The sequence below is a fragment of the Clostridium porci genome (genome assembly GCF_009696375.1).
Classification (GTDB): Bacteria; Bacillota; Clostridia; order Lachnospirales; family Lachnospiraceae; genus Enterocloster; species Enterocloster porci.
The window spans coordinates 20,578-34,501 of sequence record NZ_VUMD01000007.1 but is presented as its reverse complement, the minus strand read 5'-3'; the positions used below and the strand labels follow the sequence as shown (position 1 = coordinate 34,501).

Here is a 13,924-nt window from a genome sequence, read left to right as displayed (position 1 = left end):
AATGGTGACAATTAAATCAGAACGGGAAATTGAATTAATGCGTGAGGCCGGCAGGATTCTTGCCGAGGTTCACAGAGAGCTGGGCAAGATTGTAAAGCCAGGGATATCGACTAAAGAGATCGACCGAATCTGTGAGGAGATGATAAGGAGCCGCGGGTGTACCCCTTCCTTTTTGAATTATCAGGGATTTCCAGCGTCCGTTTGTATTTCGATTAATGATGAAGTAGTTCATGGGATTCCGAATAAGCACCGCTTTTTGGAAGAAGGAGATATTGTAAGCCTGGATACAGGCGTTATTTGGCACGGCTATCAGTCCGACGCGGCCAGAACCCATATGATTGGCGAAGTAAGCCCTCAGGCCAGGAAGTTAGTTGAGGTGACAGAGCAGAGCTTTTTTGAGGGAATAAAGTTTGCAAAAGCCGGCAATCATCTCAATGATATATCCAGAGCAATACAGAGCTATGCGGAGAGCTTTGGCTTTGGTGTGGTTCGTGATTTGGTAGGGCATGGAATCGGTACAGATATGCATGAAGCGCCGGAGATTCCTAACTTTGCGCAGAGACGCAAGGGCATTAAGCTGGCTGCGGGTATGACCCTTGCCATCGAACCGATGATTACTGCCGGGCGCTTTGATGTAGCCTGGACGGATGATGAATGGACCGTTGTTACGGAGGACGGGTCGCTGGCATCTCATTATGAGAACACCATCCTGATTACGGATGGCGAGCCTGAGATTTTATCGTTGTAGCAGAGGTGTGCCTATGGTAGAGGTTAAGGAGGCCGGTCTGGTAAAAAGCCTGGCAGGCCACGACAAAAATGAACTGTATATCATAATCAGTGTCCAGGGGGAATATGTTAGTTTGTCAGACGGAAGGAAGCATCCCCTTCATAAACCAAAACGCAAGAACAGGAAACACTTGCAGCTTATTGATAAGTACGACGAAGTCTTAAGGAGAAAGCTTATAGAAGGCGCGGCGGTGAATGACGAGGAGATTGTGTTCTTTATCCGCGCCCACAAGCAGTAGGAGGTAAAAGGAAATGTCCAAAGCAGATGTAATTGAGATTGAAGGAACTGTAGTTGAAAAGTTACCAAACGCCATGTTTCAGGTAGAACTGGAAAATGGTCATCAGGTGCTGGCTCATATCAGCGGAAAGCTTCGTATGAACTATATCCGCATTCTGCCAGGAGATAAAGTAACAATTGAACTGTCCCCATATGATTTGTCCAAAGGAAGAATTATTTGGAGGGATAAATAAGAAGCGTTATCTGAGGCAGCCAGAGGCAAAGCTTGGGTTTCAGAACACCAGTGGAATTGAAAAGGCCGCAGGAGAACTAGAACCCCCATATTGCCATTGGATCAATGCACTGGCTGACTTGCAGTCAGTAAACAGTTAGAAAACCGGCAAAAAAGTACTTGCAATCATGAAATTTATTTGATATAATATTTCGGAAACTTTGTTGGTCTATAGAAAGGAGAATTACTGTGAAGGTTCGATCATCCGTTAAACCGATCTGCGAAAAATGCAAGATTATCAAGAGAAAAGGCAGTATCAGAGTAATTTGCGAAAATCCAAAGCATAAACAGAGACAAGGTTAATTAAATTTAGGAGGTGTAATACACACATGGCTCGTATTTCAGGTGTTGACTTACCAAGAGAGAAGCGTGTTGAGATTGGTCTTACTTACATCTATGGAATTGGCAGAGCAAGTTCCAACCGTATCTTGGCAGAGGCTGGCGTGAATCCAGATACTCGTGTTAAGGACTTAACCGATGATGAGGTAAAGAAGCTGGCTACCATCATTGCTGACTCTCAGATTGTGGAAGGTGATCTTCGCAGGGAGATTGCTATGAACATTAAGAGACTTCAGGAGATTGGATGCTACAGAGGAATCCGTCACAGAAAGAGCCTGCCGGTTCGTGGTCAGAAGACAAAGACTAACGCCAGAACCTGCAAGGGCCCGAGAAAAACAGTAGCAAATAAGAAAAAGTAAGTCTGGCATTGCGTACTTAGTAGGGGTTCTTACGAACTGAGTACGGAGGATGTTCTTTAATCATTGGGAGAAGAACTTCAATATTATGCAACATGGCAACAGAATTCGATTTGTATGTTTTAAAAACAGGAAGAGCGAATTCAAGAAAATGAGAAAGTAGGTTAGTTTAAAATGGCTAAAAAAGTGTCCACGACTAAAAAAGTTACAAAAAAGCGTGTGAAGAAAAACGTTGAACGCGGACAGGCACATATCCAGTCATCTTTTAATAACACAATAGTTACGTTAACGGATGCACAGGGTAATGCTTTATCTTGGGCAAGTGCCGGTGGTCTGGGATTTAGAGGTTCAAGGAAATCTACTCCTTATGCAGCTCAGATGGCAGCAGAAACTGCTACGAAGGCAGCTCTTGTACATGGCTTGAAGTCAGTTGATGTAATGGTCAAGGGTCCTGGCTCAGGACGTGAGGCAGCTATCCGCGCCCTTCAGGCATGTGGACTGGAAGTGACAAGCATTAAGGACGTAACACCAGTACCACATAACGGATGCCGTCCGCCAAAGCGTAGAAGAGTCTGATTCATCTTAATTAGGAGGTAAATAAAAAGTGGCAGTAGATAGAGTTCCTGTTCTTAAAAGATGCAGATCCCTTGGTCTGGATCCAATCTATTTAGGAATTGATAAAAAATCAAACAGAGAATCCAAAAGAGCAAATAAAAAGTTAAGCGAGTATGGCATGCAGCTGAGAGAAAAGCAGAAAGCCAAATTCATTTACGGCGTATTAGAGAAGCCTTTCCGCAACTACTATGCCAGGGCATCCAAGATGAATGGTATGGTAGGTACCAATCTGATGATTCTGTTGGAGTGCAGGCTGGACAACGTTCTGTTCCGTATGGGATTTGGACGCACACGTAAGGAAGCGCGTCAGATTGTTGACCACAAGCATGTTCTTGTGAATGGCAAGCAGGTTAATATCCCATCCTTCCAGGTTAAGGCTGGAGATGTGATTGAGATTAAGGAGAAGAACAAATCAGCTCAAAGATACAAAGATATTCTGGAGGTAACTGCAGGCCGTCTTACACCTGCATGGCTGGAGGTAGACCAGGAGAATCTGCGCGGCACCGTTAAGGAATTGCCGTCCAGAGATGAGATTGATGTTCCGGTAAACGAAATGCTTATCGTCGAGTTGTATTCCAAGTAATCTATGAGCTATTACAAATAATGCAGGCCTGCTCTATAAAGAGCAGGCGAACTGCGTCACTTGGCTTATATATCCCTCGAGATTTAATAGAAACCCAAAAAGGAGGGGCTATTAGTGTTCGATTTTGAAAAACCCAATATTGAAATCGCAGAGATTTCAGAAGACAAGAGATACGGCAAGTTTGTAGTTGAACCACTTGAGAGAGGTTACGGCACTACACTGGGCAATTCCTTAAGAAGAATTATGCTTTCTTCTTTACCCGGAGCCGCAGTGAGTCAGGTAAAAATCGATGGCGTTTTGCATGAGTTCAGTTCCATTCCTGGCGTCAAGGAAGATGTAACTGAAATTATTATGAACATCAAAAGCTTAGCGATCAAGAACAGCAGCGATACCGACGAGCCTAAGATAGCTTATATTGAGCACGAGGGTGAAGGTGTGATTACCGCTGCCGATATTCAGGCAGATGCCGATATTGAGATTATGAATCCTGATCAGGTCATCGCTACGTTAAGCGGCGGCTCTGACAGCAAGTTCTACATGGAGCTTACAATTACCAAAGGCCGCGGTTATATCAGTGCGGATAAGAATAAGAATGACGATCTGCCAATCGGTATTATTGCGGTTGATTCTATTTACACTCCGGTAGAGCGGGTAAACATGGCTGTCACCAACACCCGTGTGGGACAGCAGACAGATTTTGATAAACTGACACTTGAGATTTATACCAACGGTACCCTGGCTCCTGATGAGGCAGTCAGCCTGGCTGCCAAGGTGTTAAGCGAGCATTTAAATTTGTTTATCGACCTTTCCGAAAATGCCAGAACTGCGGAAATCATGGTGGAGAAGGAAGATAATGAAAAGGAAAAGGTGCTTGAGATGAACATAGACGAGCTGGAGCTGTCTGTTCGTTCTTATAATTGTCTGAAGCGGGCCGGTATCAATACGGTGGAGGAGTTGTGCAACCGGACTTCTGAGGATATGATGAAGGTTCGCAACCTTGGCCGTAAGTCCTTAGAGGAAGTGCTTGCAAAGCTAAAGGAATTAGGATTACAGTTGAATCCAAGTGATGAAGCTTAAGGGAGAAGCTGTTCCCTTTCAATCGCTTTCAGCCAATAAGTCCAAGGATGCATGGCTGAGAGAGCCAATAAATCAAGCGGATTAAAATGCCGGCGCCAGTAAGTCCGATGGAGCGTGGCTGAGGTGTTCCGCAATAATGGAGGAATAATAAATGGCAGGGTATAGAAAATTAGGAAGAACTTCCGATCAGAGAAAGGCTTTAATAAGAAGCCAGGTAACTGCGTTGTTATATCATGGCCGTATCAGAACCACTGAAGCCAGAGCGAAGGAAATCCGCAAGGTTGCAGAGAGCCTGATTGCTATGGCAGTTAAGGAAAAGGACAACTACGAGACTGTTAAGGTTACTGCTAAGGTTGCCCGCAAGGACAAGGATGGCAAAAGGGTTAAGGAAGTTGTTGACGGTAAGAAGGTTACCGTATATGATGAGGTTGAGAAGGAAATCAAGAAGGATATGCCTTCCAGACTTCACGCAAGAAGACAGATGTTAAAGGTTCTTTACGGTGTAACTGAGGTTCCGGCACAGGCTGCTGGTAGAAAAAGAAACACCAAGTCAGTTGATCTGGTTGCCAAGATGTTTGACGAGGTGGCTCCAAAGTATACCGGACGTAACGGCGGTTATACCAGGATTGTTAAGATCGGACAGCGTAAGGGTGACGCCGCAATGGAAGTTTTGCTTGAACTGGTATAATATAACAGAGAACCGTTTGTTAAAGCTGCAGATGCAAAAATTGCGTTTGCAGCTTTTTTAACCCATAGTTTACCCTGCTATAATTTTGTCAGAATATTGTTAAGTTATGGAATTATCGCAAGAATATCGTAAGTTGACGGACAACTGCCTTCTGGGCTATAATAAAAATAGGAAAGGAAAGGATTGAGGGAGAACCCTTTTTAAAGGAGGTTGAATGTTCATGAGAAGCGTGAAGCGAATACTATGTGTAGTGCTGGCAGCCGGAGCGCTGGTCACGTCGCTGCCCATACAATCGATAGCGGCGGACTACAAGTATATAACCAGTATTTCTCTGAAGGTAGACATTGACCTGGACAGCGGAGATGAGGTAAACAGGGGAGACAGCTTGGGGACGAATTCCAGTGACAGTGGAAATAGAGTCTATACAACCTCTAACAAGTACCGGGTGGTGGAGGCTGAATGGTCTAATGATAAGGAGCTATCGGTAGGAGATACGCCAAAGATTATTGTATGGCTGGAGCCGGATAATAGTGGCAGCACGGAATATCGGTTCCGAAGCAGCTACAGCTCCAATAATGTGAGTGTCAGTGGCGGTACCTTTGTGTCAGCTGGCAAAACCGGTGGAGATCTGAAAGTGACCCTGAAAGCGAACGGAATCAAGGGAACCTATGACGCGCCGGAGGAAGCGGAGTGGGGCAGCGGTAAGGGGAAGGCTACCTGGGAAAAGGGAAGCAGCAGCACCAATTACTTTGACGTATATCTTTACCGGGGAAATTCTGTGGTTAAGAAGCTGGAGGATTACAACGGCACCTCCTATAATTTCTATCCATATATGACGAAGGAAGGGGACTATTCCTTTAAGGTAAGAGCTGTTCCTCATACTGATGGGGAGAAACGCTACGGAAAAAAGAGCGAGTGGACGGAATCCGACAGCAGATACATTGATGAGGATGAAGTATCCGACGGAACAGGTCAGGACAACGGTGCCACAGCCAGCGGAGGCACTACGGATGTAGGATGGCGCAAAGATGGAGATTACTGGTATTTCCGTTATCCAGACGGCAATTATCAAAAGGCCGGTTGGCTTCGCTGGAATGACAAGTGGTATCTTTTTGATTCACAGGGAAGAATGCTTACAGGCTGGCAACAGACGGGTAATCAGTGGTATTATCTTGGTGACAGCGGAGATATGAAGACCGGCTGGGTTAAGAGCAACAATTTATGGTACTATCTGAATCCTAATAACGGCGGTCCGGAAGGTGCTATGGTTAAGAATAGCTGGCTTACCATCAATGGAAAGACTTACTTTATGAACGAAAGCGGAGCTATGGTTGAGGGCTGGTATAAGGTTGAGAATAATTTTTATTATTTCTATCCAGGGGATGGCTCCAAAGCAGTGAATACTGCGGTGGACGGATTTAAGCTGGATGCCAACGGGATTTGGGTTCATTAAAAAGAGTTAGCACAAGGAGCTGCAGGTGGACTGTAGCTCCGTTTTTATTTCCATCTATTGACTTCTACTGCAATATCAACTACAATGTAGAAACGTAGCGAACGAAGGGTTCGATTGTGAGGAAGACTATGGGAATTGTGAAAGCGGCCAGACTGGTATATGAGTATATCAGGAGGGATGAGGAAGAAACGATAGAGGAAGTGAATCGGGCCATAGATGGGCTGGATTTGGAAATAGAAAAAGGGGATTTTGTGGCTGTGCTGGGCCACAATGGTTCTGGGAAATCCACCCTTGCAAAGCATATCAACGGCCTTTTGTTGCCTACTGAGGGTACCGTATGGGTAGGAAATATGGATACCAGAGATGAGGAGCATATCTGGGATGTGAGAAAGACTGCTGGAATGGTATTCCAGAATCCAGATAACCAGATTATCGGCAATATTGTGGAAGAGGATGTTGGCTTTGGCCCTGAAAATATAGGGGTGCCTACAGAAGAGATATGGAAGCGGGTGGATGAGAGTCTAAAAGCAGTGGGTATGGATGCTTATCGGCTCCAGTCTCCCAATAAGCTGTCTGGAGGTCAGAAACAGAGGGTTGCCATTGCGGGTGTTATGGCTATGAGGCCGGAGTGCATTATTTTGGATGAGCCTACGGCTATGCTGGACCCTAACGGACGGAAGGAAGTAATAAAGACGATTCATGAGCTAAATCAGTCTGAAGGAATTACCGTACTGTTGATTACACATTACATGGAGGAGGCTGTGGAGGCTGATCGGATTGTGGTGATGGATGAGGGAAAAGTTGTGATGGACGGAAAGCCCAGAGAAATATTTTCCAGAGTGAAGGAATTAAAACACTATGGCCTGGACGTGCCCCAGGTTACGGAGCTGGCTTTTGAACTGAAAGAAGCCGGCATGCCTCTGCCTGAAGGAATAATAAGCAGGGAGGAGCTGGTGAAGGCGCTTTTGCCGTTGCTGAAGCAGGAGAAAACGGGGCAGTGAAGGAGATAGGGTATGTCAATTAAAGCAGTCGATTTGAATTGTATATATGGAGGCGGCACTGCCTTTGAACATCATGCGCTGTTTGATGTGAACCTGGAGATAGAGGACGGGGAATTTATCGGCTTAATCGGTCACACAGGTTCAGGAAAGTCCACCTTGATTCAGCATTTTAACGGGCTTATCAAGGCAAATGCAGGGGAGCTTTATTATAACGGAGAAAATATCTACAGCGATGGCTATGATATGAAGGAGCTAAGAGGCAAAGTGGGGCTGGTGTTCCAATATCCAGAGCATCAGCTGTTTGAGGTGGATGTTCTTTCTGATGTCTGCTTTGGTCCCAGAAATCAGGGATTGTCCAAGGAGGAGGCTGAGGAGAGAGCGAAAAAGGCTTTGGAATTGGTAGGGTTGAATTCTTCCTATTATAAGCAGTCCCCCTTTGAACTGTCAGGTGGACAGAAACGCCGGGTAGCCATCGCCGGTGTGCTGGCTATGGAGCCGGAGGTTCTTATCCTGGACGAGCCTACGGCAGGCTTGGATCCAAGAGGGAGAGATGAGATTCTGACCCAGATTGATCAGCTTCACAGGGAGAGGAATATGACCATCATCCTGGTGTCTCACAGCATGGAGGATGTGGCCAGATATGCGGATCGGCTTATAGTGATGGATCATGGTCAGAAGGTATTTGACGATACACCAAAGGAGGTATTCCGCCACTACAGGGAGCTGGAAAGCATTGGTCTGGCAGCGCCTCAGATTACCTATTTGGTTCATGATCTGAAGGCGGGCGGGGTCGATATAGACGATGAGGTTACTACAGTGGAGGAAGCCGGAAGGGCTATACTGGCATTGTGGAATAAGCTTGAGGGAAGGCAGCAGGGATAGGGATGTTTAGAGATATTACATTGGGACAATATTATCCGGTCGAATCAGCGGTTCACCAGCTGGATCCAAGAACCAAGCTTTTTGGAACCATGGTATTTATAGCGTCCCTTTTTATAGCAGATAATATTTGGGGCTATGCCATTGCTACTTTGGCTCTGGCGGCTGTAATTAAAATGACGAAGGTTCCCTTTCGTTTTATGGTCAGGGGACTAAAGGCTATCATGATACTTCTGATCATCAGCGTCAGCTTTAATCTGTTTCTTACAGATGGTCAGGTGATAGCCAGACTTTGGATATTTAAAATAACGGTAGAGGGCGTACGGCTGGCTGTATTCATGGGCGTCCGCCTGGTTTACCTGGTAGTAGGCTCCTCTGTTATGACCTTGACTACCACTCCCAACCAGCTGACAGATGGACTGGAAAAGGGACTGGGATTCCTGAACCGGTTTAAGGTGCCGGTTCATGAGGTAGCCATGATGATGTCTATTGCGCTTCGGTTCATTCCTATCCTGGTGGAGGAGACAGACAAGATTATGAAGGCTCAGACTGCCAGAGGAGCCGATTTTGAGACTGGAGGACTGATTCAGAAAGCAAAGGCTCTGGTGCCTCTGCTGGTGCCCTTATTCATATCTGCTTTCCGGAGGGCCACGGAGCTGGCCATGGCCATGGAGGCCCGGTGCTACCGGGGCGGAGAGGGAAGAACCAAGATGAAACCTCTGCAGTATCGTCAGGCAGATCATGATGCCTATATGGTTCTGACGCTGTATTTTGTGGTAATGATTGCAGCTAGAGTGTATTTGTAGCCAATAGCTTTTTAATCAAGAGCTGCAGCCATGCCCAGATGTGTATGAGACGGGAGAGTGGAATGAAACGTGTAAGAATTGTGGTGGCCTATGACGGCACTAATTATCATGGCTGGCAGCTACAGCCCAATGGAGTTACCATTGAATCCGTGTTAAATGAAAAGCTGACAGAGCTGCTTGGGGAGGCGATTTCGGTGATCGGAGCCAGCCGTACCGACTCGGGGGTACATTCTCAGGGGAATGTAGCTGTCTTTGATACGGAAAATAGGATGCCCGCAGACAAGATATGCCTGGCTTTAAACCAGCGCCTTCCTGAAGACATCCGCGTCCAGTCCTCAGAGGAGGTAGCACTCAGCTGGCATCCGAGAAGATGCGCATGTGTAAAAAAAACCTACGAATACAGAGTTTTGAACCGCAGAATTGAAATGCCTTCCTGCCGTCTGTATTCTCACTTCTGCCATTTTGCGCTGAATCTGGAGCGGATGCAGGCTGCAGCCAGGTGCCTGGAAGGGGAGCACGATTTTAAAAGCTTCTGCAATGTCCGTACCCAGGCTGAGGACACTGTCAGAACCATTTACAGTCTTAGCGTAACCAGGAACGAGGCAGATATGATTACGATCCGTGTTACGGGAAACGGATTTCTTTACAATATGGTAAGAATTTTAGCTGGAACGCTTTTGGCTGTGGGAATGGGCAGGCTTCAGCCGGAGGATATGGAGACGATTCTGGCAGCAAAAGACCGAAGTGCAGCTGGTCCGACTGCGCCCGCCAAGGGCTTGTTTCTTATAAATATAAAATATGGGGAATGAAGTTGCCTGATTCCATCCGCGTAGGGCTTTTCGTGGCAATACTGGAAGCTTATAACGAGAGGAGAGAGGGGTGCGGCTTGGGAAGGGTGTTTCCCTTCATCTTCAAAAAGAGCGATCTACATGGAAAAATTTTCTCATAAGAGGTTGACATATACCTATTCTTATTATATAATATTTAACTGTGACATTAGCAGAAGATGCTCATCCAAAGCCCCGGAGTGAGCATTTATAGATAAATACTTACCATATTTATCATGCAGAAAGCGGGCATCCGTTGGATGTCAGGTATATAACAGGATTGAGATTAACAGGAGGTTAACCAATGAAGAGTTTTATGGCTAGTCCAGCGACAATTGAAAGAAAATGGTATGTAGTTGATGCTACAGGATATACATTAGGACGCTTATCTTCCGAGATTGCAAAAGTTTTAAGAGGAAAGAATAAGCCGATTTTCACACCACACATGGATTGCGGTGATTATGTAATCGTAGTGAACGCAAATAAGGTAAAAGTGACCGGTAAGAAGTTAGACCAGAAAATCTACTACAATCACTCCGAATACGTAGGCGGTATGAGAGAGACAACTCTTCGTGAAATGATGGCTAAGAAGCCTGAGAGGGTAGTAGAGTTAGCTGTTAAGGGTATGCTTCCAAAGGGACCTCTGGGAAGAAGCATGTTAAATAAGCTTCATGTATATGCAGGTCCGGATCATGAGCAGGTAGCGCAGAAACCAGAAGCTTTATCATTTTAATGAGGATTGGAGGAAGAAAGTATCATGGCTAACGCAAAATTTTACGGAACAGGCAGAAGGAAAAAATCCATTGCTAGAGTATATTTGGTACCGGGAACCGGAAAAATAACCATCAACAAGAGGGATATTGATGAATATCTTGGCCTTGAAACCTTGAAGCTAATCGTTCGTCAGCCTTTAGTGGCAACTGAAACAACCGACAAGTTTGACGTACAGGTTAACGTACGTGGCGGCGGCACAACCGGACAGGCAGGCGCTATCCGTCACGGTATCTCCAGAGCTCTGATTCAGGCAGACACTGATTTTAGACCAATTCTGAAAAAAGCTGGTTTTTTAACAAGAGATCCAAGAATGAAGGAGAGAAAGAAGTACGGTCTCAAAGCCGCACGTCGCGCTCCGCAGTTCAGCAAGCGATAAAAGTTATCAAAAGCCCCGAAACCGTGTGGTTTCGGGGCTTTTTTAGCAGAGTTTGAACCAAGCTAACTTGCTTTGGCGATATTTATATGGGTTAAATCCCGAAAGAAATTTAAAGATTAGAATTGGAATCGATATTAATTTGGCCTTTTTCAGATAGAGGTAGCTGGGCGACATATACTAGTTCTTATAGCGAGAATTGGTCGACTTATATTGTGTAAGATCTTATAATGAAATATACAAAAAAGAGACTTAACAGGAGGGATGAGGATGGCAAGAAAGAATCCATTCGTTTTGCCAATATTAAAATGGGTAGGTGGCAAAAGACAGCTATTGGATAGCATAGAGCCACTTATTCCGAAATGTTCAACATATTACGAACCATTTATAGGAGGAGGGGCAGTGCTGTTTAGTAGACAGCCTGATAAAGCTGTTATAAATGATTCGAATCGGGAATTGATCAATGTTTATTTAACAATAAAAGAAGAACCGGAAGCTTTGATAGAAAAATTGAATGAACATAAAGAGAAAAATTCCGAAGCTTATTTTTATCGTATACGTGCTTTGGATCGTGATAAAAAGGTTTTTGAACGTATGACGAATGTTGAAAGAGCGGCAAGGAGCATATATTTAAATAAAACCTGTTACAACGGTTTGTTTCGAGTAAATAGCTCAGGAGAGTTTAACTCACCTTGGGGTAGATATAAAAATCCGAATATCACAAATGAAACAACAATAAACGCATTGCACTCATACTTTAATAAAGCAGATATCATAATCAAATGTGGCGATTATAAAGCTGCATTAAAAGGAATTCGAAAAGGTGCGTTTGTATATCTTGACCCGCCATATATGCCAATAAGCTCTTCGGCATCTTTTACTGGCTATACAGCAGGTGGTTTTGGAGAGAAGGAGCAGATTGTATTAAAAGAGCAATGTGATGCTTTAAATGCAAAAGGCGTTCAGTTTTTGTTGTCAAACTCCTCCTGTCCTTTTATTGAGGATTTGTATAAGGACTACATCATTGAGCATGTTAATGCCAAACGAGCCATTAATGCTAATCCAGAAAAACGTGGGGATATAAAGGAGGTACTGGTACGTAATTATGAGCTTGATGGTTGAAAAATGGGAAATTCTATTTAATAAGTACAATATTCAAAATGAAATAAAGAAAAATGGTTTGTTTTTTATCCAATAAGATTGTAGGGAAAAAAATAAATAAACCAATCAGACTAGTATATATGGTTTATTCGAATGGCATGTTCCGATTGTTAGAATATGAATTTATTCTCTTCGATTGATGCAGAAGAAGTCAGAATTGGTTGCAAGGTGTTTGGCCAGTCAGTGGGGCAACAAGAAGTATATGAAGACGAACAGCTCTCCATAGACTGAAGACAGGCCGAAGGAGAGCTGTTGCCCTGCTGTAGATTACAATTCCATTAACGCACCCCGAATTTTGTGCCCCGTTTTAGGGAGCCGTTGCTGTTCCATTCTGTATAAACATATGGTCCTCCGTCGGTGGTTCCGTTCTCAGTAAAGGTATGGGTTGTTCCATTATAGTTGATATTGCCAGTTACAAGCTTACATTTGCTGTCCATATAATAGACATTGCCGTTGATTTTCATAATGCCGGCCTGAAGCTCTCCTGTATCTGCTGCAAAGTACCAGGTGCCATCCTTCTCAATCCATCCGGTGCGCATAACCTGATCGGGGCCAAAGAAAAACCAGTGATTCTGATAGCTGACCCAGTTATTGGTGCAGTAATCGCCTGAACCCCACTGATATTTAACACCCTGTGGCGTGCTTACAAAGCCTGCGGCAAATGATGTGATTGCTGATCCGGCCGTTAATGCCAACGACAGAGCTGCTATTGCAAAATAGTTCTTTCTCATGAGAAGTTCCCTCCTTGCGGTATATACTAATGTATTGTTTACTAGTTAGAGTCTACACCATGGAGCAGCTCCAAGGTCAATACAGTTAATATATTTGTAAGGAAAATGGAATATATTACAAATTGTAAGGCAGCTGCTATTAGGGGAAATAGAGAGCTTAAAACCATCCGCCGTCCAGTCCTATGATCTGACCTGTTAGGTAGGACTCCTTATATCCCAGATGATAAACAAGATCGGCTACCTCTTCGGCTCTTCCAAGCCTGCCTGATGGTATTTCATCCACCAGGGCAATCAGCTCGTCCTCCTCCATCCATTGATTCATTTCCGTATCGATAGCGCCGCAGGCTACTGCATTGACCTGAATATTGCTGGGCGCCAGCTCCTTGGCCAGGGCGCGGGTCAAAGCGTTAACGCCTCCCTTGGCAGCGGAATATGCGGTTTCACAGGAGGAGCCTACCACGCCCCATACAGAGGAAATATTGATAATTTTTCCTTGCTTTTGCTGGAGCATATGAGGAATAGCCAGCTTGCAGCAGTTGAAAACAGAGGTCAGGTTGGTGTGAAGCATCCTTTCCCAGTCGGAGGAGGCCATATCCTGAAGGAGGCCGATATAGGAAATACCAGCGTTGTTTACCAAAACATCTACTCCTCCGAAGTGTTTTTTAATTTTGCCAAACAGTTCTTCGCAGCAGGAAAAATCACCCATATCACCCATGTAAGCCAGGCAGGGAGCCTGAAAGGCTTGGATTTCCCTTACGGTCTGATGAAGCTGGTCTTCCCTTCGGACACAGCTGATAGCGACGTTGTAACCCTTTTTAGCAAATTTCACTGCGATGGCTTTTCCGATGCCTCTGGAGGCTCCGGTGACTAACACTGTTTTTCGTGGCATAACAACACATCCTTTCTTAAAATGTTTAGGTTTTTCGTTACATATGATTCTGTGAAGGTCTCACCCGCCTTTAAGAC

General features: G+C 44.9%; 20 protein-coding genes. 18 read left to right on the top strand and 2 right to left on the bottom strand.

All coding sequences use genetic code 11. The features are described 5' to 3' along the window. The first annotated feature begins 1 nt into the window (after position 1). From map to FYJ39_RS21505, 18 genes are all read left to right on the top strand, one after another. The gene (gene map, locus FYJ39_RS09205; protein WP_154472178.1) at positions 2-748 is read left to right on the top strand and encodes a type I methionyl aminopeptidase; all 747 of its coding nucleotides are present in this window, start codon (positions 2-4) and stop codon (positions 746-748) included. A gap of 13 nt (positions 749-761) precedes the next feature. Beyond that, positions 762-1,025 carry a KOW domain-containing RNA-binding protein gene (locus FYJ39_RS09200; protein ID WP_154472177.1) on the top strand — a complete coding sequence of 88 codons (264 nt, stop codon included), beginning with the start codon at positions 762-764 and terminating at the stop codon, positions 1,023-1,025. A gap of 13 nt (positions 1,026-1,038) precedes the next feature. Then, positions 1,039-1,257 carry a translation initiation factor IF-1 gene (gene infA, locus FYJ39_RS09195; protein WP_002604680.1) on the top strand — a complete coding sequence of 73 codons (219 nt, stop codon included), beginning with the start codon at positions 1,039-1,041 and terminating at the stop codon, positions 1,255-1,257. Between the two features lie 227 nt (positions 1,258-1,484). Then, positions 1,485-1,598, top strand: a complete 114-nt coding sequence (gene rpmJ, locus FYJ39_RS09190) for a 50S ribosomal protein L36 (protein ID WP_003497809.1) — start codon at positions 1,485-1,487, stop codon at positions 1,596-1,598. A gap of 26 nt (positions 1,599-1,624) precedes the next feature. Continuing rightward, on the top strand, positions 1,625-1,993 hold the full coding sequence (gene rpsM / locus FYJ39_RS09185; RefSeq protein WP_154472176.1) for a 30S ribosomal protein S13: 369 nt from the start codon (positions 1,625-1,627) through the stop codon (positions 1,991-1,993). 171 nt (positions 1,994-2,164) lie between these two features. Then, positions 2,165-2,566, top strand: coding sequence for a 30S ribosomal protein S11 (gene rpsK / locus FYJ39_RS09180; protein WP_007869284.1), 402 nt, complete (start codon positions 2,165-2,167; stop codon positions 2,564-2,566). A gap of 28 nt (positions 2,567-2,594) precedes the next feature. Then, entirely contained in the window at positions 2,595-3,188 is a 594-nt protein-coding gene (gene rpsD, locus FYJ39_RS09175) for a 30S ribosomal protein S4 (protein WP_178257736.1), read from the top strand. Between the two features lie 114 nt (positions 3,189-3,302). Beyond that, complete coding sequence (locus tag FYJ39_RS09170; RefSeq protein ID WP_178257737.1) at positions 3,303-4,265, top strand: DNA-directed RNA polymerase subunit alpha; 963 nt, start codon at positions 3,303-3,305, stop codon at positions 4,263-4,265. 151 nt (positions 4,266-4,416) lie between these two features. Then, a complete protein-coding gene (locus tag FYJ39_RS09165) occupies positions 4,417-4,953 on the top strand; it encodes a bL17 family ribosomal protein (protein WP_154472175.1) in 537 nt (178 codons plus the stop codon). 220 nt (positions 4,954-5,173) lie between these two features. Further along, entirely contained in the window at positions 5,174-6,406 is a 1,233-nt protein-coding gene (locus FYJ39_RS09160; protein ID WP_154472174.1) for an N-acetylmuramoyl-L-alanine amidase family protein, read from the top strand. Positions 6,407-6,534: 128 nt separating this feature from the next. Continuing rightward, the gene (locus tag FYJ39_RS09155; protein WP_154472173.1) at positions 6,535-7,407 is read left to right on the top strand and encodes an energy-coupling factor transporter ATPase; all 873 of its coding nucleotides are present in this window, start codon (positions 6,535-6,537) and stop codon (positions 7,405-7,407) included. Positions 7,408-7,419: 12 nt separating this feature from the next. Next, entirely contained in the window at positions 7,420-8,289 is an 870-nt protein-coding gene (locus tag FYJ39_RS09150; protein WP_154472172.1) for an energy-coupling factor transporter ATPase, read from the top strand. Between the two features lie 2 nt (positions 8,290-8,291). Continuing rightward, positions 8,292-9,092, top strand: a complete 801-nt coding sequence (locus FYJ39_RS09145; protein ID WP_154472171.1) for an energy-coupling factor transporter transmembrane component T family protein — start codon at positions 8,292-8,294, stop codon at positions 9,090-9,092. A 62-nt stretch (positions 9,093-9,154) separates the two neighbouring features. After that, positions 9,155-9,901: a tRNA pseudouridine(38-40) synthase TruA gene (gene truA, locus FYJ39_RS09140; protein ID WP_154472170.1), complete on the top strand. Its 747-nt coding sequence runs from the start codon at positions 9,155-9,157 to the stop codon at positions 9,899-9,901. 322 nt (positions 9,902-10,223) lie between these two features. Beyond that, on the top strand, positions 10,224-10,652 hold the full coding sequence (rplM, locus tag FYJ39_RS09135) for a 50S ribosomal protein L13 (RefSeq protein WP_154472169.1): 429 nt from the start codon (positions 10,224-10,226) through the stop codon (positions 10,650-10,652). A gap of 24 nt (positions 10,653-10,676) precedes the next feature. Further along, positions 10,677-11,069: a 30S ribosomal protein S9 gene (rpsI, locus tag FYJ39_RS09130; RefSeq protein WP_154472168.1), complete on the top strand. Its 393-nt coding sequence runs from the start codon at positions 10,677-10,679 to the stop codon at positions 11,067-11,069. 267 nt (positions 11,070-11,336) lie between these two features. Next, complete coding sequence (locus FYJ39_RS09125) at positions 11,337-12,188, top strand: DNA adenine methylase (protein ID WP_154472167.1); 852 nt, start codon at positions 11,337-11,339, stop codon at positions 12,186-12,188. Positions 12,189-12,241: 53 nt separating this feature from the next. After that, entirely contained in the window at positions 12,242-12,367 is a 126-nt protein-coding gene (locus tag FYJ39_RS21505; protein ID WP_407923836.1) for a DUF6997 domain-containing protein, read from the top strand. Positions 12,368-12,505: 138 nt separating this feature from the next. Here the strand turns inward: FYJ39_RS21505 and FYJ39_RS09120 are convergent, their stop codons facing one another. Together FYJ39_RS09120 and ymfI are read right to left on the bottom strand one after the other, a co-directional pair. Then, on the bottom strand, positions 12,506-12,958 hold the full coding sequence (locus tag FYJ39_RS09120; RefSeq protein WP_154472166.1) for a hypothetical protein: 453 nt from the start codon (positions 12,956-12,958) through the stop codon (positions 12,506-12,508). Positions 12,959-13,115: 157 nt separating this feature from the next. Continuing rightward, entirely contained in the window at positions 13,116-13,847 is a 732-nt protein-coding gene (gene ymfI, locus FYJ39_RS09115) for an elongation factor P 5-aminopentanone reductase (protein WP_154472165.1), read from the bottom strand. Between the last annotated feature and the right edge of the window lie 77 nt (positions 13,848-13,924).